Source organism: Enterobacter cloacae complex sp. P17RS, assembly GCF_014895885.1.
GTDB lineage: Bacteria > Pseudomonadota > Gammaproteobacteria > Enterobacterales > Enterobacteriaceae > Enterobacter > Enterobacter bugandensis.
Window position 1 is genome coordinate 1 of record NZ_JADBQK010000022.1, and the last position, 22325, is coordinate 22325.

At 52.8% G+C, this 22325-nt stretch carries 19 protein-coding genes and 1 tRNA gene; 17 read left to right on the forward strand and 3 right to left on the reverse strand.

Annotation, left to right across the window (positions count from 1 at the left end; translation table 11 throughout):
- From IM265_RS16130 to IM265_RS16185, 12 genes are all read left to right on the forward strand, one after another.
- On the forward strand, positions 1-663 hold a 663-nt coding region (locus IM265_RS16130; RefSeq protein WP_193056012.1), incomplete at its 5' end, for a hypothetical protein.
- A 25-nt stretch (positions 664-688) separates the two neighbouring features.
- Positions 689-946 carry a PAAR domain-containing protein gene (locus tag IM265_RS16135; protein ID WP_072049668.1) on the forward strand — a complete coding sequence of 86 codons (258 nt, stop codon included), beginning with the start codon at positions 689-691 and terminating at the stop codon, positions 944-946.
- 4 nt (positions 947-950) lie between these two features.
- Positions 951-2162, forward strand: coding sequence for a hypothetical protein (locus tag IM265_RS16140; RefSeq protein WP_193030395.1), 1212 nt, complete (start codon positions 951-953; stop codon positions 2160-2162).
- Positions 2163-2176: 14 nt separating this feature from the next.
- A complete protein-coding gene (locus IM265_RS16145) occupies positions 2177-5602 on the forward strand; it encodes an ImcF-related family protein (RefSeq protein WP_193030397.1) in 3426 nt (1141 codons plus the stop codon).
- Entirely contained in the window at positions 5602-7197 is a 1596-nt protein-coding gene (gene tssA, locus IM265_RS16150) for a type VI secretion system protein TssA (protein ID WP_193030399.1), read from the forward strand. The genes IM265_RS16145 and tssA overlap by 1 nt, the downstream gene beginning before the upstream one ends.
- Before the next feature lie 50 nt (positions 7198-7247).
- Positions 7248-7991, forward strand: coding sequence for a hypothetical protein (locus IM265_RS16155; protein WP_193030401.1), 744 nt, complete (start codon positions 7248-7250; stop codon positions 7989-7991).
- Positions 7992-8006: 15 nt separating this feature from the next.
- Complete coding sequence (gene tssF, locus IM265_RS16160; protein ID WP_193030403.1) at positions 8007-9770, forward strand: type VI secretion system baseplate subunit TssF; 1764 nt, start codon at positions 8007-8009, stop codon at positions 9768-9770.
- Entirely contained in the window at positions 9725-10828 is a 1104-nt protein-coding gene (tssG, locus tag IM265_RS16165) for a type VI secretion system baseplate subunit TssG (protein WP_193030405.1), read from the forward strand. The genes tssF and tssG overlap by 46 nt, the downstream gene beginning before the upstream one ends.
- Positions 10809-11345 carry a type VI secretion system lipoprotein TssJ gene (gene tssJ, locus IM265_RS16170; protein WP_193030536.1) on the forward strand — a complete coding sequence of 179 codons (537 nt, stop codon included), beginning with the start codon at positions 10809-10811 and terminating at the stop codon, positions 11343-11345. The genes tssG and tssJ overlap by 20 nt, the downstream gene beginning before the upstream one ends.
- Positions 11338-11790, forward strand: a complete 453-nt coding sequence (gene tssE, locus IM265_RS16175; RefSeq protein WP_045259669.1) for a type VI secretion system baseplate subunit TssE — start codon at positions 11338-11340, stop codon at positions 11788-11790. The genes tssJ and tssE overlap by 8 nt, the downstream gene beginning before the upstream one ends.
- 14 nt (positions 11791-11804) lie before the next feature.
- Positions 11805-12275: a hypothetical protein gene (locus IM265_RS16180; RefSeq protein ID WP_193030407.1), complete on the forward strand. Its 471-nt coding sequence runs from the start codon at positions 11805-11807 to the stop codon at positions 12273-12275.
- A gap of 104 nt (positions 12276-12379) precedes the next feature.
- Entirely contained in the window at positions 12380-13711 is a 1332-nt protein-coding gene (locus IM265_RS16185) for a VasL domain-containing protein (RefSeq protein ID WP_193030409.1), read from the forward strand.
- A gap of 51 nt (positions 13712-13762) precedes the next feature.
- On the opposite strand, the gene IM265_RS16190 is transcribed toward IM265_RS16185, so the two are convergent.
- Both IM265_RS16190 and IM265_RS16195 read right to left on the reverse strand, forming a co-directional pair.
- Positions 13763-13834, reverse strand: a tRNA-Arg gene (locus IM265_RS16190).
- Positions 13835-13909: 75 nt separating this feature from the next.
- The gene (locus IM265_RS16195; RefSeq protein WP_193030411.1) at positions 13910-14839 is read right to left on the reverse strand and encodes a formate/nitrite transporter family protein; all 930 of its coding nucleotides are present in this window, start codon (positions 14837-14839) and stop codon (positions 13910-13912) included.
- A gap of 315 nt (positions 14840-15154) precedes the next feature.
- On the opposite strand from IM265_RS16195, the gene mlaA reads away from it, so the two are divergent.
- Positions 15155-15907, forward strand: a complete 753-nt coding sequence (mlaA, locus tag IM265_RS16200; RefSeq protein ID WP_041908870.1) for a phospholipid-binding lipoprotein MlaA — start codon at positions 15155-15157, stop codon at positions 15905-15907.
- Between the two features lie 44 nt (positions 15908-15951).
- On the opposite strand, the gene fadL is transcribed toward mlaA, so the two are convergent.
- Complete coding sequence (fadL, locus tag IM265_RS16205) at positions 15952-17232, reverse strand: long-chain fatty acid transporter FadL (protein ID WP_041908871.1); 1281 nt, start codon at positions 17230-17232, stop codon at positions 15952-15954.
- Between the two features lie 372 nt (positions 17233-17604).
- On the opposite strand from fadL, the gene IM265_RS16210 reads away from it, so the two are divergent.
- From IM265_RS16210 to sixA, 4 genes are all read left to right on the forward strand, one after another.
- Complete coding sequence (locus IM265_RS16210) at positions 17605-17889, forward strand: YfcZ/YiiS family protein (RefSeq protein ID WP_028013973.1); 285 nt, start codon at positions 17605-17607, stop codon at positions 17887-17889.
- A gap of 246 nt (positions 17890-18135) precedes the next feature.
- Positions 18136-19446: an acetyl-CoA C-acyltransferase FadI gene (fadI, locus tag IM265_RS16215; protein ID WP_041908875.1), complete on the forward strand. Its 1311-nt coding sequence runs from the start codon at positions 18136-18138 to the stop codon at positions 19444-19446.
- Positions 19446-21593 carry a fatty acid oxidation complex subunit alpha FadJ gene (gene fadJ / locus IM265_RS16220; protein WP_193030413.1) on the forward strand — a complete coding sequence of 716 codons (2148 nt, stop codon included), beginning with the start codon at positions 19446-19448 and terminating at the stop codon, positions 21591-21593. Before fadI ends, fadJ begins: the two co-directional genes overlap by 1 nt.
- Positions 21594-21802: 209 nt before the next feature.
- On the forward strand, positions 21803-22288 hold the full coding sequence (gene sixA, locus IM265_RS16225) for a phosphohistidine phosphatase SixA (protein ID WP_003861375.1): 486 nt from the start codon (positions 21803-21805) through the stop codon (positions 22286-22288).
- The last annotated feature ends 37 nt before the right edge of the window (positions 22289-22325 follow it).

Below are 22325 nucleotides of genomic sequence, written 5' to 3' on the forward strand. Positions count from 1 at the left end.
AAACGACTCTATACCAATGAGTACTGGCTAGTAAATAAAGATCAAAATTTATGGATAGGATTTTTTGAAGGTAAAAAGATAAAAGTACCTAAAGGAGTATATTTAAATATATCAGATGAAAGTTATCAAGCCCAGCAAGTCGTTCGAATAAAAGAAAATAGAAAAATATCGCAGTTCTTAATGTCATCAGGAATGGATGAGTATCCAGATATATGTCTTAATAAGAATGATAAGATAATGAAAGACGAAAAATTCTATACATATTTTTATTCAGGTTGCACATATGACTCTCTTCAGAGAAACTCAATCAAACATGATGGGCATTATGATATTTTACTTTTCGATAAAAGATTTAATACATTAGTTAAACTGGATTCAATTCCTTATTCAATCCCTGAAGGTCTTAAATATATGAGTGAATCTTTGGTATCAAAAAATGGATACTATAGGTTTGATTCGGCGCAGGGGGCATTTAAGATAACAGGAAAGGATCAGATCGTTATTGTTGATCCTGACACAGGCAACGTTGTACCCAAGGTACCAAAAACAGATGATAATGGGAGAACCATTTTGATGAATGGAAAGCCAGTAATGGTTGATGACCCAGATAGTTATAACCCTGTAATTTTAAAAAGACTTCCTGATGTTACTGTTGCCAATTGATATATTAAATTGGATAAATCAGAATATGAGAAAAATTATTTGTGTAGGTGATAAAACATCTCATGGTGGATCTGTCTTAACGGGCTCATCTCAGATAACCATTGATGGTAAATCTGTGGCACGCAAGTCTGATTTGGTTTCATGTCCAACACACGGTATAAATAGTATAAATGAGGGAGATGAAAAACATTGCGATAACGGGTTAGCTGTTGCGTTAGAAGGGCATCGCTGTTCATGTGGCGCTATTCTTATTTCCGCCGGTTCGCGTGTTTTAAAGGAGTGAATTTATGCCAGTAAATATTTTTGATATTCCTTCGGAGGAAAAAATATCCAAAACAGCATTATCATTATGGGTTGAAATTGGAATTTGCGTTTGCATACTTGCTGTATATGTATGTGTTTTTTTGATCTATTTTCCTGAGTTTTTATCAAAAAATAGTTATGCTTTTTGGTCTGAGTTATTGCTGGTACCATTACTCTTCTGCGGGGCTGTGTTTTTCTTCAGAATTATATTATGGAATAATAAGAATATCGAAGCAATTAACTGGAATAGAACTCGCCAGGATTATTATCAGGAGTTGCTTCAAAAAGGAAGGGCCTATCTTGATGTCATTGAGTTGCAGGTCAGATTGCCCGATTTAAATGGTAATGTGACTAATAGCATAGAGGGGAAGTTATTGCCTGTGCGCTATGCACCAAAGTTAACGCATATGTCCAGATATCTTACTTTTAATTCTCCAATACCTGAATTAATTAGCATTTATCAAATGCAGGAGAGAAATGCTATTTTATTTAGTAAAATAATCGGGGGTATTATTAACGATATCCATATGCATTTAAGTCTTTTGCCTAAGTATGCCAGGGTAAAAGTGGTGTGTGTTCTTAATGATAATTTAAAACCTCTCATAAAAAAGATTTGGCAGGAACGGCTTGATAGTATATATCTGGGGGCGAATATTGAGTTTAGTAAAAACTTATCAGAATCCATTGATAACTGGTTGGATAGATCTTCTGATGAATATATAGTTCTTATTGCTGCCAATTTTCATGGCGCAGAATTACTTGACGATGAAATCGACAATAAATCTGAATCTGTGGTTTTTTTGTTTGGAAGATTGAGAAATGATGGTGAGACTGGTGACCACTCATCTTTAGGGGCTTTTTTTCGTCCTGAATGTGATTGGGCAGGAATAGATAAATCCCTCCTCTGGGGAAGGGTTAATGAAGGGCGAGGGCTATCTGGTGTTATATATTCTGGGTTGAATGAAGAAGAGTTAAAAAAAATGGTGTTAAAAACAACAGATGTAATGTCGGAAAGTGCACTTTCGTCGTATATGTACGTTGATTCAGACAACTATTTATGTAAGTGCCCGCCTCTTACCGAGTTTTTGCAATTGAGTTATGTAAATGAGCATCTCCCCCCAGGGCAGTATTTATTGATAAGTAAAAATAATGATATTTTGAATTCCCATTTATTTAACTCGGCTGCCAGTGTTTAGAGGTTTATTATAATATGAAAAAAATCTTTATTAAATTTTCTGGCGTTTTTTTTGTTATAATCATTGCTATTATTTTGCTTCTAATTTATTACCTGTGGGGATCATCCCTGGGATGGATGGAACCAGCAGAAAAATTTCGCGTACTCTGTACCATTCTCGCAGTTCCTGTTTTCCTCTCTTTGTTGCTAGTCAGTCGCTACTCACTTGTTGCGTTTGGGTCAAGATTGCGTTTTTTCCGTAAGTTAAATGATAAACAGAGTACTCAGTCAAACAATAATAGTGCTCATTTGAAACAAGTAGACATAAGTAAAAAAATAATAACCGAAGTACAACAAGCTCTGCGCCATACTTACGGTCATTTCTGGCATAGCAAAATTCGTATCTTGCTTGTAACTGGCAACGCTGCCGATGTCGAACATCTCACCCCCAAGCTCCCCCGTGAACTCTGGCAGGAAGATCGCGGCACGTTGCTGCTGTGGGGCGGTGACCTCAACACCCCAGCCGACAGCGTCTGGCTGACCGCACTGCGCAAACTGCGCCGCCGTCCGGTAGATGGTCTGGTGTGGGTCACCTCAGCCTTTGACCAGCTTTCAGCGCCAGGGCTGGAGCAGCCGCTGCCGGTACCGTCTGAAAGCACCATGGATTCTCTGTCTCATGCCATCTGCGCACGTATGGAAGCGCTTGGCTGGAAACTCCCCCTGTATGTCTGGTCCCTACACACGCGCGGCGGTAAACCAGAAGGTCGCATTACCCAGGCGACTGGTTGTTTGTTACCTGCAGGCTGTCGTGCCGAGGGGCTGGCAGAACAACTCTCCACCCTGACGGCAGATTTGACTTCACAGGGTCTGCAGCAGACCTGTAGTGAAGTGAAACATAACTTCCTACTGTCCCTTGCCGACCAACTCATTCGTGAGCCGGAAAGCATGACCGCACCGCTGTCGGTGATGCTCAATCCGTACCGCCCGCTGCCGCTGGCCGGTGTGGTGTTCAGTCAGCCTTCAGCCGGTGCAGAACGCGCCGTGCCGCACCACTGGGGCATGGATAAGCGCTGGGATGTTCTGCCTGAATCAGTCCGGACGCTTCCTGCCGGGCTGCGTCCTCGCAAGCCCGGTATTCCATGGCGCAAGGTAATGGCATCTGCAGCTGCGCTCACGATGGTGAGCTGGGCTATGTGGATGAGCATCGCGTATGTCACCAACCGCAGCCAGATTGACGGTGCGAATGCTCAGGCCGAACTTGCCGCTCGACAGAATCAGCCCCTGGAGCAGCGTCTGCAAGCGCTGTCTGAACTTCAGAAAACGCTGGCCCGTCTGCAGTACCGTTCTGAGCATGGTGTGCCGTGGTACGAAAAGGCCGGGCTGAGCCAGAACAATGCGCTGCTGGCGGCACTCTGGCCACACTATCAGGACAGCGCGTTGCCGCTGTTGCGCGATGCGGCTGCAGACCATCTGCAGAAGCAGGTCAGTGCCTTTAACGCGCTGCCTCCGGATAGCCCGCTGCGCGAGCAGAGGGCAAAAGCGACCTATGACCAACTGAAACTTTACCTGATGCTGGCGCGTCCTGAGCATATGGATGGTGCCTGGTTTAGCACGGTGCTGCTTCAGGACTGGCCGAAGCGTGACGGCGTGAAAGACGGTATCTGGCTAGGCGTGGCTCCGTCGCTGCTGTCGTTTTATGGTGCACAACTGGTCACACATCCTGAGTGGAAACTGCGAGCTGATGAAAACATGGTCAGCCAGGCGCGTTCCCTGCTGGTTCGCCTGATGGGCGTGCGTAATAGCGAATCGACCCTGTACCAGAAAATGCTTTCACAGGTGGCACATCTGTATGTCGATATGCGTCTCGAGGACATGACCGGCGATACTGATGCTGCCCGCCTGTTCAGCACCACCGAGATCGTGCCAGGTATGTTTACCCGCCAGGCATGGGAGCAGGCCGTCCAGCCTGCCATCGAAAAGGTGGTGAAGGCGCGCCGGGACGAGCTCGACTGGGTGTTGACGGACAGCAAACGTCCGGTCAGTAAGCAGGATGAAATCTCACCGGAAGCACTTAAAAATCGCCTGACGGAGCGTTATTTTGCCGATTTTGGCGGCGCCTGGCTGGAATTCCTCAACAGCCTGCGCTGGAACCAGGCCACCACGCTGTCGGATTCCATTGACCAGCTGACTCTGATGGCCGACGTGCGCCAGTCACCTCTGGTGGCGCTGATGAATACCCTTAATGTGCAGGGGCGTACCGGACAGACCGGGGAGGCGATTTCGGATTCACTGGTGAAATCAGCGAAAAATCTGCTGGGCGGTGACAATACGGATGTCATTGACCAGAGTGCCGGCGTTCACGGCCCGCTGGATGCAACCTTTGGTCCGGTGCTGGCGCTGATGGATAAAAGCAACACCGTTGCGCAGTCGCTGAGCTTGCAGTCGTACCTGACCCGCGTGACGCAGGTTCGGCTGCGCTTGCAGCAGGTGACTAATGCTGCCGACCCTCAGGCCATGACCCAGACCCTTGCTCAGACCGTATTCCAGGGCAAGGCCGTGGATCTGACTGAAACCCGCGACTACGGCAGCCTGATTGCTGCCGGTCTGGGGCAGGAGTGGAGCGGTTTTGGTCGTTCGGTCTTTGTGATTCCGATGGAACAGGCCTGGCAGCAGGTGCTGGCTCCGGCGGCCGCTAGCCTAAATGCCCAGTGGCAACAGGCTGTAGTGGCTGAGTGGAACAGTGCCTTCGGTGGGCGCTATCCATTTAACAATTCCAGCAGTGATGTATCCCTGCCGCTGCTGGCTAAATACCTTAATGTCGATTCCGGGCGTATTGCGCAGTTCCTGCAAAACCGCCTCAAAGGCGTGTTGCACAAAGAAGGAAACCACTGGGTGCCGGACAGCATCAACTCGCAGGGGCTGGCCTTTAACCCAGAGTTTCTCAATGCCATCAACACCCTGAGTCATATCTCGGATGTCGCCTTCACCGAAGGCAATGCCGGGATGAACTTCGAACTGCGTCCGGGTACTGCCGATGGCGTGATGCAAACCACCATGATTATCGACAACCAGAAGCTGATATACGTTAACCAGATGCCAGTCTGGAAGCGCTTCGCCTGGCCTGCGGATACTGAGGCCCCTGGTGCGAACCTGAGCTGGATAAGCACCCAGGCAGGCACCCGTCAGTATGCGGATATTCCAGGCGCCTGGGGATGGATCCGACTGCTCGACAAAGCTGCCGTCAGTGCTTATCCGGGCGTGGGTAGCAGCTACAGCCTGAGCTGGCTGGCTCAGGACGGTCGTACACTCAATTACACCCTGCGTACCGAAGCGGGAGAGGGCCCGCTGGCGCTGCTGAAGCTGCGTAATTTCCGCCTGCCAGAGACCATCTTCAGCACGACAGGCCTGGAAGCATCAGACCAGGCCGAAAGCGCAAGCAATGATACAGAGAACGTATATTGATGAGCACGCTCAATGCTTTACTCAGCGCCTGCCAGACTGAGCAGGAGCCACTCCTTGCGGCCACCCGTGAGCGGGTTAGGCTCTGGGATAGCTGGCTGCAGCCGCTGTCCGGTCCATCACCTCAGGGTGACGACCCGGGTTATGACGATGACTTTCAGCAGATGCGCGAGGAGGTAAACAAACTCTCAGGTGCGGATACCGAACTTATTTGCCAGCTTGCAGAGAAGCTTCTGACCACGACCGCCAAAGATATCCGTGTGGCCACCTACTACTGCTGGGCAAAGCTGCACCGCGAAGGTGAGCAGGGGCTCGCTGAAGGACTTGAACTGCTGTGCGGCCTGCTGGAGCGCTTTGGTACACAACTGCATCCACAGCGTGATCGCAGCCGTAAGGCGGCACTGGAATGGCTGGCGGGATCGCGAATGACTGATTCTCTTTCCCTGTACCCCGAAGTGGTCAGGATCGATGCGATACGTACCACCGGGGCACTGCTGCTGATAGAGCAACTGACGGAAAATGAGCCGGATGAAATTCGACCGGAACTCAATACGCTGTATGGTGCTCTTGAAAGCCGCTTGCAGAAAGCGGGTGGTGTGGATGCGGTTGTGCCTCAGAACGCCAGTGCCTTCGAACCCCCTGCGAGTGCCAGCCACTACGATGCCCCGGTCATCGGACGTATCACCTCCGGTCAGGATTTGCTGGCGCAGGCCCGCGTGCTCGCTGAATATCTGCGTGAACAGCCGGACGGCTGGCTGTCAGCACACCATCTGATGAAGAGCCTGCGTCACGATACCCTGCGGGCAATTCCGGCCCCGGATGCGCAGGGCCGCACCCGCATCGAACCGCCAAGAGCAGACCAGCGCGCGTTACTTAAACGCCTCTACCTACAGCAGAACTGGGCTGAAATGCTGGAAACGGCGGACAACGCGTTTTCTCGTGGTGCCAATCACCTGTGGCTGGATTTGCAGTGGTATATCCATCAGGCGCTGACGAAATCCGGTCAGGACACGCTGGCCGGTATTATCGCGGCTGACCTGAAAGGGCTGCTGACCCGTCTGTCCGGGCTCGAAACACTGGCCTTCAGTGACGGCACACCATTTGCGGATGACGTGACACTGAACTGGATCCAGCAGAGCGTGCTGGATTCGACAGGCGGGTGGGGCAATGACACTCCTTCCGCACAGATGTCCCCAGGCAACGATGACATTCTGGCGCTGGAGCCGGAAGCAGTGGCACTGGCCGACAGTGAAGGCCCGGATGCGGCACTGAGCTGGTTGCAGGCCCGTCCCGGCATCACTACCGTACGCCAGCAGTGGCTGCTGCGCCTGCTGATGGGGCGTATCGCGGAGCAGTACGGCAAAAATGAGCTGGCGGTGCATCTGTTTGCGGAGCTGGGCGAGCGGGCCGGTGAAGTCACCCTTACGAACTGGGAGCCTGAGCTATTGTTTGAGGTACAGACCCGTCATCTGAAACTCCTGCGGCTGAAAGCCAGTCGCAGTGAGGCTGATAAGACTCGCCTTACACCGGTAATGGACCAGTTACTTGCCGGGTTGATCGCAGTTGATCCTGCCCGTGCCGCCGTGCTTTGCGGATGATAATTAGTCATACCTTCAGGAAAGAAATCAGAATAAAGGGAAATTAAAAAATGAAACGTCTTAGAATATTTACTTGTTTAGGTGTGATGTTCTTGCTTTCAGGTTGTACAGCACTGCTGTGGGGAGGAAATAAGGTCGCCGAGCCAAAAACAGAGAGACATATTCAGATTCAGGACAGTGTAACCGGTGTATTTCAGTATAAAAACCTTGCTGTTTCTGTTGTTCAGGGAAGCAAAAAAACTACTGTTAACGTTCCCTCTGAAGGTGTTGCCTTTGTAGGTGAAAAATATATATACATTCTGACCCGGGGGGCTGATGAACTTCTGTCCTTTAATAAACTTGCAACTCAAATTCCCCTGATATCAGGTCGGGAAGAGAATACCCTTAAGTTTCTGATAAACAAACCATCAGGCAGCGACAGCGTGCTTCAGTTCAGCGATGCTCTTCCTGTCGAAGTCAATGAACCCTCCAGGATGCTTTCAAAAGAAGAGTTAGAGACTATTCAGCATGCAGGCTTCCGGAGCAACGGTGTCCGGTATGTCAGGGACGTATATATCACGGGAGTGATTATTCCCAAAGTGAGCCTTAATTATAATTTTGATAAGACTGAATCTTTGGGGAGAACGTACAGCGTTCAGTTTTATTCGCTGGAGTCTGGAACCGATTTTCATCCCGTAAATCTGGCGACCAATATTGTCGTTACCCCGTTAGCACTCACTGCTGATATTGTTTTTTTCCCGATATCATTAAGTCTGCTTCAGCTCATTAATGGCCCTTCACCATTCGGACATTAATCAAACAGGTGTTTTATGGAAGATTTAACCCTGCGCTATTTTGATGCAGAAATGCGCTACCTGCGTGAAGCCGCAAAAGAGTTCGCGCAGACCCATCCCGATCGTGCAGCGATGCTCGACCTGGATAAAGCCGGGACTCCCGATCCGTATGTTGAACGGCTGTTCGAAGGATTTGCCTTCTCAATGGGGCGGCTTCGCGAAAAGATTGACGACGATCTGCCGGAGCTGACTGAAGGACTGGTCAGTATGCTCTGGCCACATTACCTTCGGACCATTCCGTCACTCTCGGTGGTCGCGTTCACGCCTGCGCTTCAGACCGTTAAGATGGCAGAGGTGATGCCCGCGGGGCTGGAAGTGTACTCCCGCCCGGTGGGGCCGAAAAACACGGTCTGCCGTTACCGCACAACCCGCGATGTGATGCTCAACCCGCTGAATATCTCTCGGGTGACCATGACCACTGAGCCGGACGGGCGCTCGTTACTGAGAATGCGCTTTGCCTGCAGCACACAGGCGGACTGGTCCCATGCGGACCTCAGTGACCTGAGCCTCTATCTCGGGGCGGATGCACCGGTCAGCAGCCAGCTGCACCTTATGCTGACCAAACGGCAGGCCGCACTCTATATGCGCCTGCCTGGTCAGACTGACCGTATCCGGCTTGACGGATATTTCTCACCGGGCGGCTTTCGTGACGAAGACTGCCTGTGGCCGAAAGGCGATACCGCGTTCAGCGGCTACCAGCTTCTGTTGGAGTATTTCACCTTCCGCGACAAGTTTATGTTTGTCCACCTTAACGGCCTTGAGGGCATCACGCCGCCAGCGGGGGCCGAGTATTTTGATATTGAAGTGGTGTTCACTACGCCATGGCCATCTGACCTGCCGGTCACTGATGATGCGGTTCGCCTTCACTGCGTGCCGGTGATTAACCTGTTTACGCTGGAGGCTGACCCGCTGACCATTACCGGGCTTGAAAGCGAATACCTGCTGCGTCCAAAACGTCTGCAGGACGGACATACCGAGATTTATTCGGTGGATTCAGTCACTGGCTCAAACCGCACCAATGACGCGGAGTATGTGCCGTTTAGCAGCTTCAGGCACAAGGGCGGGATGATGCGCCGTCATGCTCCCCCCCGTTACTACCATACCCGCGTGAAGCGCAGCGTGACCGGGCTGTATGACACCTGGCTTATCCTTGGCGGGCACCAGTGGGAAGAGGACCGCCTGTTTGAACGTGAAGCCGTGTCGCTGCAAATCACCGGCACCAACGGCCAGCTGCCGCGCCGTGCGCTCCAGAGCACGCTGCTTGACCGCTGTGAGCAGGTGATGAGTACGCAACTTTCAGTACGTAACCTCTGCAAACCAACGCTGCCAGTCTATCCGCCTTCTGAAGACCGTTTTCACTGGCGGGTGCTGAGCCACCTGGGATCCGGATTCCTGAACATGATGAGTACTGCCGAAGTGCTGCGCGGCACGCTTGCCCTGTATAACTGGCAGGAAGATGAAATGAACACCCGGCGTCTGGAGGCGATTCAGCATGTAAAACATCATCGCCTTCAACGTTTTGAACAGGGCTATCTGCTGCGGGGGCTGGATATCGAAGTCACCCTCGACAGCAATGGTTTTACCGGTGAGGGTGATATTCACCTGTTCGGTGAAATGCTCAACCGATTCTTTGCGTTGTATGCCGATATGAACCAGTTCAACCAGCTCACCCTCATTGTTCAGCCAGAAGGAAAATGTATCCGGTGGAAAGAGAATCACAGTCCGCGTCTGCCAGGCTGATAGCGCAACTGGGCGACCGGCTGCCGTACATGAACTTTTATCGTTTTTGCCAGCTGCTGGAGCAGAGCCAGCCGGATAAACCGGTCACCGGTAGCACCTGGCAGGTGCGACATGAGCCGGTACGCTTCCGTCCCCATTCGGGGATGGGGTTCCCGGCCTCTGAAATCAAAGGGGCAGAGCTACCGGAACATCCGCACCTTCCACCCACAATCCGTACCACCTTTATGGGGCTCTACGGCGTGGAGTCTCCGCTGCCGACGCACTATATCGATGACATCGCTCAGCGACGGGAAGGGTACGAAGCTAACGCGGACTTCCTCGATATCTTCAACCACCGGCTGATTGCTCAGTACTACCGTATCTGGCGTAAATATTCATACCCGGCGACTTTCGAAGAAGGCGGCAAGGACAAAACCTCGCAGTACCTGCTGGGACTGGCCGGGCTCGGGATTAACGGCTGCACGGACAGTATCGCGACCCCGGCTTCGCGCTTTCTGGCACTGCTGCCGGTCATGTTACTGCCGGGGCGTACCGCAGAAGGCATGGCCTCGCTGGTGCGCCTGCTGGCACCCAACACGCAGGCGAAAATCTGGCACCATGACAAACGCCGTGTGCCGCTGAAGAAGCCACTGACCATGAGCGTCAGCCAGCCCGTCACCCTGACAAATCGACCGGTGATGGGCAACTATGCCACCGACGTGAACAGCCAGGTGCTGATGCGTCTGACCACCACTGACCCGGCAGAAGTGCAGGGCTGGTTACCGGGCGGGGAGCTTCACGCGGACCTGATGGCGCTCCTGCACGTGTATCTTGGCTCTCGCCTGGAAGTCCGCCTGCAGCTGTGTGTCGATCGTAGCCTGCTGCCTGACGCGACAATGAGCACTCAACCCAAAGCGGGTGCAGTGCAACTGGGCCGCACCGCCGTGATGCGACCGCTGAATGCGGCTAAGACTGCATCACACCCAAAAACAATAACCATCAATCTTGGCCGCTACGAGCGCGTACAGGAAAATATTCACCGCAGGGAGACTGATGAAGATGGCGATTACCGCTGGTAAATTTCCTCTGGTTACGCTGGCTACAGGCATTACGCTGATGCTGGTAGGCTGTGGACTTACTCAGAGTGTTACGGACGGCACTGTCGCCGTGACTAAATCAATTTTTTATAAGCAGGTGAAGATCCTGCATCTGGATATACGTGCCCGTGAAGCCGTGAACAGCAATGCTGGTGGTGTAGCTCTGTCGACGATTGTGCGTATTTATCAGCTTAAAGATCGCAAAACTTTTGACAGCACGGACTACCCGTCATTGTTTAAAGACGACAGCCAGGCTGTCAAGGCAGACCTGGTGGCGGAGAAAGATATACGGCTGCAACCGGGTGGTGCTGTCATGGTCGATATGCCAATGGAAAAGGATGCGCAGTATGTGGCAGTGGCCGGGATGTTTATGTCACCGGACCAGGAGAACAACACCTGGCGTGTGGTAATGAGCCGCGATGAGCTTGATCCTGAGAAGGCCCGGGTGATTGAAGCGGGCAACAATCGACTGACTCTGCAGGCGCTGAAAGATGAGTGAATCATCTCGTCCTTCTCTGTATGAAGTACTTTATGGCAATTTCACCGGCGGTCTCGACCTGCATCAGGTCAGCGAGCAGAACCAGGTCATTTTGTCCGTACTCGATAACATGCAGCGCGTTCTCAACTGTCGCGCCGGCACGCTGGCGCATCTGCCTGACTACGGCCTGCCGGATATGACCAAAATCCTGCAGGGCATGCCGGGAACGGCTCATGAGCTTATGGGCACATTATCTGCCGTCCTGCTCAAATACGAACCGCGCTTGAAAAAAATAACCGTTGTTCTGCTGGAACAGAACATCCCCGGCGAACTGCGCTATGCCATTGACGCTGAACTTAAAGGGATTGGTCTGGTGCGCTACGGGACTGAATTTATGCCCGAAGGGCGGGTCCTGTTAAGGCATCTCAGACAACAACAGTATCTCGACACAACTCTCCATTTGTAAGGTCCGATAACATCATGTCCGTAAAATTACAGTTCCTGAAGAAGTTGCAGGCGCGACAAGCTGCACCTGTTCCTGCAATCAGCAAGAGTCAGGCTGATATTGCAGAGTTTCGCCAGCGAATGGCTCAGCTGCAGGATGAAATGGACGCGTGGCTGACGGATACGGGACTGAATGTGGAGCCACTAACGGTATCCGTTCCGGATCTGCTGGTAGAGGGCGGAGCTTTTGAGATTTCCGGTATTGTTCTGCGTTATGACTGCCGGGCGGTAAAATTTATGCCGATCTTTCTGTATGGACAGGGAGTCGCCGGTTGTGTCGAGGTGACTTTCTGTTCCGGGGATAAGGTGATTTCTCAAGGACGCCTGTTCATGCGGGTGGGGAGCGCAAATGGCTGGATCTTTACTCCCCCAGATACCTCATCCCGATCCGGACAACTATTGGACGAAGGTGTGTTTTTCGGTCTGATTTTAGCGCTGCTGCCATAGCGATAACATTCATTCCTTTTATGCGTCATTGCATTTTTAATCGCCAAATAGCCTTAGAGATCAATTGACAAAATTAACCACACGGATATGCAGGCCCATCCAGGATGACCACACACACAACGCTAAAAACCGGCGGCGACCCGCGCACGCTGCCAGATTACGCTAACCTCCGCGATGAACTCAGCAAGCTGACGCATCCTGCTCGCCCGGATGTGAACTGGCAGTATGTCGAAAGACGCTGTCTCTCTCTGTTTGAACAGAACGGCGTGGAGTTGCAGACCGCGGCCTGGTACACCCTTGCCCGGACTCACCTGTCGGGGTTAGCTGGCCTGAACGAAGGGCTGGCGATTCTGGAGGCCCTGATTAGCCATCAGTGGGACGTTTTCTGGCCGAAGACGCTACACGCTCGTATGGAAATTCTTAGCGGCCTGAGCCAGCGACTGCAGCAGCGCATGCGTATGCTCCCACTCAACAACAGCCATCTTAGTGAGCTTTATCGTGTTGAAGCGTTGCTTACCCGCCTGAGTGCGGTCCTTCAGCGCCTTGAACTGAAACACCTAAGCCAGTTCGATACGTTACGAATGATGATACGTTCGAATGCTGAACGGCTGGAAAGCAGTAATGACGCATCAGATCTGAATGCACTCATGCTGCCCGATCGCGAATTACCTCAGGAGAGGGCAGACCCGATTGACGAAGTGAAATGGGTCTATGTTGTGCAACCGGAAAACCAGCCTAATGCAGAGGGGCTTACGACAGCGCATGGATCGGCCAGACCATGGAAGCCCTTTGTCGCCGGGATGTGTTCTATGCTGGTGGTCTGCGTCGCCGTAGCGTGGGGAGGGGGCTTTCTCTCCAGACCCGATCCCTTAACGACTCAGGCCATTGCCTCGCTGGCGCCGTTACCTGAAGTGCTTACACCTGTTCAGCAAGACGCGTTAACGCAGCGAGGAACGTTACCGTCTACGTTTATCTCAGATACGCAGCAGCAGCTTGCACGGCTGGATAAACTGTCTCCTGACTGGAATATTTCCTACAGCCTACAGCTGTTAAAGCAGCTCCAGACATTACGGCCCGAAGAGGCTAAAGCGCTGATAATACAGTGGCAAAAAAAGTTTAACGCGACGGCGTTGCCTGTAGACGCAATGAACAGCTGGTATCAGGGGATGATGACGCTTCAGCAACTGAGTGATCGGCTGAGTAGTCTGGATGAGCAAAAAGGAAAATATATAACCGTGAGTGAGCTTAAATCCGTGGTTTTTTCGACTATACAGTCATTTAACCATGCGATACCCGCTGAAGAGCAGCTCAGGCGCCTGTCGCAGTATCCTGCAGGAAGTGCGCTCCCTGAAGCAGAAAAGACCCAACTTGAGCTTCACCTAAAGCAACTGGCAACGCGTTATGCTCAAATAAAGCAGGATGCTTCTGCTCAATGAGTTTTTGCAGCGAACAGACTAATTCGGGTTAAAAACAGAGGAAGATAAAAGTGTCCCCTGCAGGAATCGAACCTGCAACTAGCCCTTAGGAGGGGCTCGTTATATCCATTTAACTAAGGGGACGAGGCGGCACGAGTATAGCGTTATTTACACTTTGCGTTAAGCGCGTTGCCGCCTGACTGCTCAAAGAGTCACCATTCAGGTTGATTTTTTTGCTGCTTTATCCTTTTCTGCCTGCGCCTTAAGCTCGGCTTTGCGTTTATTCGACATGTCGTTACGGATTTGGGCATGGCTTAACAGCGCGAAGATAAACGTTCCACCGCAGATATTCCCCGCCAGCGTCGGAATGGCGAACGGCCAGAAAAAATCGCTCCAGTGAAGCGTACCGTTAAAGACCAGGTAAAGTATCTCAACGGTACCGACCACGATATGCGTGGTATCCGCCAGCGCAATTAGCCAGGTCATCAGTATGATCACCACGATTTTAGCGCTACCGGCAGAAGGGAACATCCACACCATTGTGGCGATAATCCACCCAGAGATAATGGCATTTGAAAACATTTCGACTGGCGTGTTTTTCATCACATCCATACCGATCTTCACAAATGCGTCCCGGGTGGGTTCATCAAATATCGGCATATATTCAAATGCCCAGGCCGCGATGCCCGTGCCGATGATATTTCCCAGCAGAACCACGCTCCAGAGCCTCATCAATAAACCAAAATTGCCGAGGGTAGGGTTTTGCATCACCGGCAGTACGGCGGTCACCGTGTTCTCAGTAAATAGCTGCTGGCGGGCCATGATGACGATAATAAAGCCGAAGGTGTAGCCGAGGTTCTCCAGTAAAAATCCGCCGGGAACGCCCTCCAGCTGCACATGAAATATCCCTTTAGCAAGCAGCGAGGCGCCCATTGACAATCCAGCCGCGATAGCTGACCAGAAGAGGGCCATGGCATCGCGCTCCATCTCCTTTTCGCCGTCCTGGCGTATATGTTCGTGAATTGCCATCGCGCGGGAGGGGAGGCGCTCCTCATCAATCTCTATCTCCTCACCGCGCGCTTTCTCCTCGCTTTCAATTTCATGTTCCTCATTACTTTCGCCAATTTTGTCTTCACCCACTTCTTTCATATCTGCTCCCGGAGGTTGATCTTTCTTTTAAGCGTAGCGGCTTTTATCGGGATGCCTGTGGGGATGCTCTTAAATTGGCGGGAATGACAACAAAGGTGATACATCTTGTTCAAAGACATTATAAAATTGCCAGCGAAACGAATTCCAAAAGTCAGGCTATGCTGAGATCAGAGTCACGGTGATTACTGCCCGTAACTGTACTCATAGACATCGGTAAACGTGCTGTTACAATCACTTGCACGTTTTCAGACGGAGCGCCAGATGCTCCGTTACGGATGGCAATCAACGATAGCCATACTGAACAGGGAGATATTTATGAAACTTCGGCTGTCGGCGCTTGCGCTGGGCGCGACGATGCTTGTGGGCTGCGCCAGCTCCGGGGAGCAAACGGGACGCTCCGATCCTCTCGAAGGATTTAACCGCTCTATGTATAGCTTCAACTACAACGTGCTGGACCCGTATGTGGTTCGCCCGGTGGCAGTAGCATGGCGCGATTACGTTCCACAGCCCGCGCGTAACGGGTTAAGCAATTTTACCAGCAACCTCGAAGAGCCTGCGGTGATGGTCAACTATTTCCTGCAGGGCGATCCGTATCAGGGGATGGTGCACTTTACGCGCTTCTTCCTGAACTCCCTGCTGGGTATGGGTGGTTTTATCGATGTTGCAGGTATGGCAAACCCGAAACTGCAGCGTGAACAGCCGCACCGTTTCGGCAGTACGCTGGGGCATTATGGTGTCGGTTACGGTCCTTACGTCCATCTGCCGTTCTATGGCAGCTTCACCGTGCGTGATGATGGCGGCGATATGGTCGATACGCTGTATCCGGTTCTGTCGTGGCTGACCTGGCCGCTGTCGGTGGGTAAATGGACGGTGGAAGGGATTGAAACCCGTGCGCAACTGCTTGATTCAGACGGTCTGCTGCGCCAGTCGTCCGATCCATACATTATGGTGCGTGAAGCGTACTTCCAGAATCATGACTTTATCGCCAACGGCGGCAAGCTGAAGCCGGAAGATAATCCAAACGCGAAGGCTATTGAAAACGAACTCAAAGATATTGATTCGGAATAAATAAAAAAGGTGAGCAACGCTCACCTTTTTTGATCCCTGCGCGATTAGAACGCGTAGTTGAAGTTAGTACCGAACAGCCAGGCTTTACCTTCAGAGGTAAATTCGTACGGGCCTTCCTTGAAGGTCACTTTCTGGCCATGCATATAAGATACGCCCGCATCGACAGAAGCATTCTCGTTGAACGCGTAGGTTGCACCAGCACTCACCCAGAAGCGGTCCTGATCCGGAATGGAAATGGAGCGCTTATCAGCCGGTACCGGGCTGTCATCGAATGCGATACCGGTACGGAATGTCCAGTTATCATCCATATAATAGGTGGTACCCAACGCAATGCGATAGGCGTCGTGGAAGCTCTCGTCCTTATAGAACAGCGTTTGACCGTTGGTGCCGGTCGCTTTCAGTTCCTGGAACTGGCTCCAGCTGGTATAGGCCAGGCTATAGTGAATAGCCCACTGTGGCGCTACGCGGTTGTAACCCGAGACTTCCCACATTTCTGGCAGATGCAGTGACAGTGAGCCAGGGACAGTTTGACCGGAAGTCCCCCACGGGATAGTGGTACCCGCACCAGGGACCAGGCTGTTGACCGGCGTCAGGATGCCGCTCTTGTAATCACCGTCGAAGTCAATTTTTACTTCGGAACGATAGGTCAGGCCCCAGCGGTTGTTTTTGTCCAGCTCGTACAGAATACCGGCGTTCCAGCCATAGCCCCACTCATCGCCCTTCAGGCTGGCAATTTTGTTGCTGTTTTTCGGCAGGCGAGCCGTTTGTTCACCGGCGTAACGCTCAATTTTTGCATCGGCGTAGACGGCATCAAAGCCCAGACCGAAGCTCCAGCTGTCGTTCAGACGATAAGCACCGCTCAGGTTCAGGTTTAGCGTTGTCAGGTCTGTTTTACCGCCGTATTCGCCTGCCGGGTAGTTGTTATTGAACTCGGTAGCAAGGCCATAGTTAGACGTGACGGATGCGCCCCAGCCAAATTGTTCATTGATTGGTGCAACGAAGTGCAGGTTAGGTACCCACGCCGTTGGCGCAATGTTATCTGCTTTCAGGCTCGCACCAGAAGGTGACGTGCCGGAAATGTTGACATCAGGATCGATATACACCGCACCAGCAGAGAAGGTCGGGCGATCGAACATCATGATTAATGCAGGGTTACGGCTTGCGTTACCCGCATCATCAGCGATTGCACCTTCCCCTGAATACGCGCGGCCAAGGCCAGAGGAAGAAAATTCGTTTAGCTGAAAGCCCGCTGACCAGGCGGAAGTAGAGACGATTGCCACTGCGACTGCCAGCGCAGTCTTGTTGAACAGGGTTTTCTGGCTCATGACCATAACCTCATTGAGTTATTTTTATTCAATAATTGTTACATACCGTAACAGGAGCGCGAAGTGTAGGGTCTGAGGTATGACAGACAAATCAGACCAGTGGCCAGAGTATAGGTCCGACCAGCCTGAATGTTGCAAGTTTGTTTATTAATATTTTCAAACATGTTTCTTGAAACGAGATCTGGTTGGCAAAATTGTGACCATCGCGGCTCACCCAAAAGGGTGGTTTTTGTTTTAGATCATTTTTTAGTGTGATATCGGTCACTTATCCGATTTTGCGCCATTAACGGCTGGAGAGAGCCAGCGCTGGGGCGTAAAATATCAGCATCGTGTTTATCTCGCGCGCTGCGCGAATACAGAGGAAATTGAGCTATGAGTAAATGCAGTGCTGATGAAACCCCGGTTTGCTGCTGTATGGATGTTGGCACCATCATGGACAACACCGATTGCACCGCGTCTTACAGCCGTGTGTTCACCAACCGCGCCGAAGCCGAAGAAACGCTGGCCGCGCTGAGCAAGCGCGCGCGTGATGTGGAGTCCGATCCGTGTGAAATCAAATCTACCTTCACGGAAGTGGACGGCGGCGTGAAGCTGGATATCGACTTTGTGTTTGCCTGCGAAGCTGAAACGCTGATTTTCCAGCTCGGTCTGCGTTAATCCTTTTTGCCCGGCGGCGCTTCGCTTGCACGGGCCTACGATCGTGTAGGCCGGGTAAGGCACCGTCGCCACCCGGCAACAAACCGCACAATTGCCTCTGCCATGCAGGGGCATTTTCTTTTTCTTCTCTGTGTTTTACCTCGCATTTTTAAGCTTCCCCGATTGGCTGAATGTAAAAAAATGGTTAAGACTGTTATCAGGTCAGACCACTTTATAGTCATGTAAAATTTTTCACAGGGGAAGGTTATGAGTCAGGCATTACCGCTAATCACCCGACAAGGTGACCGCATTGCCATTGTCAGCGGTCTGCGTACGCCGTTTGCGCGTCAGGCGACGGCGTTTCACGGTATACCGGCTGTCGATCTGGGGAAAATGGTAGTGGGGGAGATGCTGGCTCGCAGCGAAATTCCGCCTGAGGTCATCGAACAACTGGTCTTCGGCCAGGTGGTACAGATGCCTGAAGCCCCTAACATTGCGCGTGAGATTGTTCTCGGTACCGGCATGAACGTTCATACCGATGCCTACAGCGTTAGCCGCGCGTGCGCGACCAGCTTCCAGGCGGTAGCAAACGTGGCGGAAAGTCTGATGGCGGGCACCATTCGCGCCGGGATCGCAGGTGGCGCCGATTCTTCCTCCGTACTGCCGATTGGCGTCAGTAAAAAGCTGGCCCGCATTCTGGTGGATGCTAATAAAGCCCGCACCACCGGTGCGAAGCTCAAACTCTTCTCGCGTTTACGCCTGCGCGATCTCATGCCCGTGCCACCTGCCGTCGCGGAATACTCGACTGGCCTGCGAATGGGCGATACCGCCGAGCAGATGGCAAAAACCTACGGCATCACCCGCGAGCAGCAGGATGCGCTGGCGCATCGCTCGCATCAGCTGGCAGCGAAAGCCTGGTCGGAGGGCAAACTCACCGACGAGGTCATGACCGCCTACACGCCTCCCTATCGAGAGCCTCTTACTGAAGACAATAATATTCGTGGCACCTCGACGCTGGCGGATTACGCCAAACTGCGCCCGGCGTTTGACCGCAAGCACGGCACCGTGACGGCGGCCAATAGTACGCCACTGACCGATGGTGCTGCTGCGGTGATCCTGATGACGGAGTCGCGTGCAAAAGAGCTGGGCATCACGCCGCTGGGCTATTTGCGCAGCTATGCCTTTACCGCCATTGATGTCTGGCAGGACATGCTGTTAGGTCCGGCGTGGTCCACGCCGCTGGCGCTGGATCGTGCGGGGCTAACGCTGGCGGATTTAACCCTGATTGATATGCACGAAGCCTTTGCCGCGCAAACCCTGGCAAACGTGCAGCTGCTGGCAAGCGAGCGTTTTGCACGCGATGTGCTGGGCCGCGCCCATGCCACCGGCGAAGTGGATCAGAGCAAGTTCAACGTGCTGGGTGGGTCGATCGCCTACGGCCATCCGTTTGCGGCCACGGGCGCGCGAATGATCACCCAGACACTACACGAACTCCGTCGCCGCGGCGGCGGGTTTGGTCTCGTCACCGCCTGCGCGGCGGGCGGCCTTGGTGCAGCAATGGTTCTGGAGGCTGAATAATGGATATGCCATCTGCATTTAATCTGACGGTTCGCCTCGATAACGTCGCGGTTATCACTATTGATGTGCCTGATGAAAAGATGAATACCCTGAAGGCTGAATTCGGCACTCAGGTTCGCGCCATGCTCAAGCAGATCCGCGAAAATAAAGCGATTCGTGGTCTGGTCTTTATCTCGGCTAAGCCGGATAACTTTATTGCCGGGGCCGATATCAATATGATCGCCCGAGCGAAAAGCGCGCAGGAAGCTGAAGATCTGGCGCGTCAGGGACAGCAGGTGATGGCTGAAATCAACGCTCTGCCGATTCCGGTTATTGCCGCGATCCACGGTGCCTGCCTGGGCGGCGGGCTGGAGCTGGCGCTGGCCTGTCACAGCCGTATCTGCACTGAAGATCCGAAAACCGTTTTAGGGTTGCCAGAAGTGCAGTTAGGCCTGCTGCCGGGATCGGGTGGAACACAGCGTCTGCCGCGTCTGGTTGGGGTTAGCACCGCCCTGGAGATGATCTTAACCGGCAAGCAGCTACGCCCCCGTCAGGCACTGAAAGTGGGGTTGGTTGACGACGTCGTTCCGCACACCATTCTACTGGACGCTGCCGTTGAGCTGGCGCTGAAGGGACGTCAGACAAAACGTCCCCTCCCTGTACGCGAGCGCGTGCTGGCAGGGCCACTGGGGCGCGCGCTCCTGTTCAACATGGTAGGCAAAAAAACCGAGCAAAAAACCAAAGGCAACTACCCGGCGGCAAAGCGCATTCTGGAAGTGATGGAAACCGGGTTGTCGCAGGGAAGCAGCAGCGGCTATGCCGCTGAGGCCAAAGCCTTTGGTGAACTGGCGATGACGCCGCAGTCGCAGGCGCTGCGCAGCATCTTCTTCGCCAGTACTGAGGTGAAAAAAGATCCTGGCAGCGAGGCAGAGCCTGCGCCGCTGCGCGCCGTTGGCGTGCTGGGCGGTGGGCTGATGGGCGGCGGAATCGCGTTTGTTACCGCCAGCAAAGGCAAATTGCCCGTGCGCATCAAAGACATCAGCGCAAAGGGCATCAACCACGCGCTGCAGTACAGCTGGCAGAACCTTGATCGGAAGGTCAAACGCCGCCATATCAAGGCAAGCGAGCGTGATAAAACCTTGGCGACGATCTCCGGCACGACGGATTACAGCGGTTTTGCACACCGGGACCTGGTGATTGAAGCCGTATTCGAAGACCTGGCGCTTAAGCAGCAGATGGTGGCTGACGTAGAGCAGCATTGCGCGCCGCACACTATTTTTGCCTCAAACACCTCGTCTTTACCGATTGGCGATATCGCGGCGAAAGCTGCTCGTCCGGAGCAGGTCATTGGTCTGCACTTTTTCAGTCCGGTCGAAAAAATGCCGCTGGTGGAGGTGATCCCGCACGCCACGACCAGCCCGCAGACCATCGCTACCGTGGTGAAGCTGGCGAAAAAACAGGGTAAAACCCCGATTGTGGTCGCGGACAAGGCTGGCTTCTACGTCAACCGTATTCTGGCACCCTATATCAACGAAGCGATGCGGCTGCTGACGGAAGGGGAGAAAATCGAGCACGTCGACGAGGCGCTCGTAAAGTTTGGCTTCCCCGTCGGTCCAATCCAACTTTTGGATGAGGTGGGAATAGACACCGGCACTAAAATTATACCTGTGCTGGAAGCGGCTTATGGCGATCGTTTTACCCCGCCTGCAAACATTGTTTCTGCAATTTTGAAGGACGATCGCAAAGGCAGAAAAAATGAACGCGGTTTCTATCTTTACGGCGCGAAAGGGCGTAAAAGCAAGAAACAGGTCGACCCTTCGGTTTATGGGCTTATTTCGGCCACCGGTCAGGGAAGACTGTCTGCCGTTCAGTGCGCAGAACGTTGCGTCATGATGATGCTCAATGAAGCGGCGCGCTGCTTTGGTGAACAGGTGATCAAGAGCGCACGCGATGGCGACATCGGCGCGGTATTTGGTATTGGTTTCCCGCCGTTCCTTGGCGGCCCGTTCCGTTACATGGATACGCTCGGTGCGGGTGAAGTGGTTGTCATTTTGCAACGTCTGGCCTCGCAATACGGTCCGCGGTTTACACCGTGTGACGAATTATTGCAGATGGCGGAGCGGGGCCAGACATTCTGGCCTGCAAGGGAAACTGATTTCGTAAACTGAAGTCAAAGAAGGGTAAATCCTGAGGTGAATGAACCTGTTCTGGCGATTTTGTAAACAGAGATTGACTATACTTACGCCATTGAGGTAAAAAACAGCGTTTCATTCACCGAATGGATCAGGCACAATGCCCGGCCATCGGGTTTTCTACCTCAGAGCATTAATCGCGGGTAGTTAACGCCGGTGATTCTGGTTAACAAAAGCGGTGCAATATGCAAGTTTTTATCATGCGTCACGGCGACGCGGCACTCGATGCCGCCAGTGACTCAGTACGTCCTTTAACCGTCTGTGGCTGTGACGAATCCCGTCAAATGGCGACGTGGCTTAAAGGTCAAAAAGTGGACATTGAACGCGTTCTGGTGAGTCCGTTCCTGCGTGCAGAACAGACGCTGGACGTGGTAGGGGAGTGTATGAACCTGCCATCCAGCGTGGACGTTCTCCCTGAGCTGACGCCATGCGGCGATGTCGGTCTTGTCAGCGCTTACCTTCAGGCGCTGTGCAATGAAGGTGTCGCTTCCGCACTGGTCATTTCCCACCTGCCGCTGGTCGGCTATCTGGTATCTGAGCTGTGCCCGGGCGAAACGCCGCCAATGTTCACCACTTCCGCCATTGCCAACGTCACTCTCGACGAAACCGGCAAAGGGGTCTTCAACTGGCAAATGAGCCCGTGCAACCTGAAGATGGCAAAAGCCATCTGACGTGACGTGTGACAGGGCGGGGTACTACGTGTTTCCC

What these genes read in the sequence shown, in the direction of transcription:
- IM265_RS16135 (WP_072049668.1), top strand. Translation starts at nt 689, where the DNA reads ATGAGAAAAATTATTTGTGTAGGTGATAAAACATCTCATGGTGGATCT.
- IM265_RS16140 (WP_193030395.1), top strand. Translation starts at nt 951, where the DNA reads ATGCCAGTAAATATTTTTGATATTCCTTCGGAGGAAAAAATATCCAAA.
- IM265_RS16145 (WP_193030397.1), top strand. Translation starts at nt 2,177, where the DNA reads ATGAAAAAAATCTTTATTAAATTTTCTGGCGTTTTTTTTGTTATAATC.
- tssA (WP_193030399.1), top strand. Translation starts at nt 5,602, where the DNA reads ATGAGCACGCTCAATGCTTTACTCAGCGCCTGCCAGACTGAGCAGGAG.
- IM265_RS16155 (WP_193030401.1), top strand. Translation starts at nt 7,248, where the DNA reads ATGAAACGTCTTAGAATATTTACTTGTTTAGGTGTGATGTTCTTGCTT.
- tssF (WP_193030403.1), top strand. Translation starts at nt 8,007, where the DNA reads ATGGAAGATTTAACCCTGCGCTATTTTGATGCAGAAATGCGCTACCTG.
- tssG (WP_193030405.1), top strand. Translation starts at nt 9,725, where the DNA reads ATGTATCCGGTGGAAAGAGAATCACAGTCCGCGTCTGCCAGGCTGATA.
- tssJ (WP_193030536.1), top strand. Translation starts at nt 10,809, where the DNA reads ATGGCGATTACCGCTGGTAAATTTCCTCTGGTTACGCTGGCTACAGGC.
- tssE (WP_045259669.1), top strand. Translation starts at nt 11,338, where the DNA reads ATGAGTGAATCATCTCGTCCTTCTCTGTATGAAGTACTTTATGGCAAT.
- IM265_RS16180 (WP_193030407.1), top strand. Translation starts at nt 11,805, where the DNA reads ATGTCCGTAAAATTACAGTTCCTGAAGAAGTTGCAGGCGCGACAAGCT.
- IM265_RS16185 (WP_193030409.1), top strand. Translation starts at nt 12,380, where the DNA reads ATGACCACACACACAACGCTAAAAACCGGCGGCGACCCGCGCACGCTG.
- IM265_RS16195 (WP_193030411.1), bottom strand. Translation starts at nt 14,839, where the DNA reads ATGAAAGAAGTGGGTGAAGACAAAATTGGCGAAAGTAATGAGGAACAT.
- mlaA (WP_041908870.1), top strand. Translation starts at nt 15,155, where the DNA reads ATGAAACTTCGGCTGTCGGCGCTTGCGCTGGGCGCGACGATGCTTGTG.
- fadL (WP_041908871.1), bottom strand. Translation starts at nt 17,232, where the DNA reads ATGAGCCAGAAAACCCTGTTCAACAAGACTGCGCTGGCAGTCGCAGTG.
- IM265_RS16210 (WP_028013973.1), top strand. Translation starts at nt 17,605, where the DNA reads ATGAGTAAATGCAGTGCTGATGAAACCCCGGTTTGCTGCTGTATGGAT.
- fadI (WP_041908875.1), top strand. Translation starts at nt 18,136, where the DNA reads ATGAGTCAGGCATTACCGCTAATCACCCGACAAGGTGACCGCATTGCC.
- fadJ (WP_193030413.1), top strand. Translation starts at nt 19,446, where the DNA reads ATGGATATGCCATCTGCATTTAATCTGACGGTTCGCCTCGATAACGTC.
- sixA (WP_003861375.1), top strand. Translation starts at nt 21,803, where the DNA reads ATGCAAGTTTTTATCATGCGTCACGGCGACGCGGCACTCGATGCCGCC.